Raw genomic sequence first — 267 nt, 5'->3', positions numbered from 1 at the left:
CGGGGACGATGACCATCAGGGCCTGGGCCTCGGTGACCACGCCGCCTTCGGTGTGCAGGGCCAGTTGCTGCACGGTGCCGCTGACCGGGGCCGTGAGCGTCGCGCGCTGTTCGCGTTGCCTGGCCTTGGTCAGTTCCTGGCCCGTCTGGTGGCGCTTGAGGTCCGCCTGCGCCTGGCGTTCGCTCAGCGCGCGCTGGGTTTCTGCGAGGTAGGCGCTGCGGGTCTTTTCGGCTTCGCGCAGCGCTGCTTGCGCTTCGTACAAGCGGG

Annotated in this window: 1 pseudogene; it reads right to left on the bottom strand. The window is 70.0% G+C overall.

The features are described 5' to 3' along the window. A pseudogene (locus tag VTU_RS28555) lies at positions 1-267 on the bottom strand (HlyD family efflux transporter periplasmic adaptor subunit); the annotation flags it as partial.

This window comes from Verminephrobacter aporrectodeae subsp. tuberculatae At4 (assembly GCF_000193225.1).
Classification (GTDB): Bacteria; Pseudomonadota; Gammaproteobacteria; order Burkholderiales; family Burkholderiaceae_C; genus Acidovorax; species Acidovorax aporrectodeae.
Note: the sequence above shows the minus strand (reverse complement) of the source record. Positions and strands in the feature narration are given on the sequence as shown.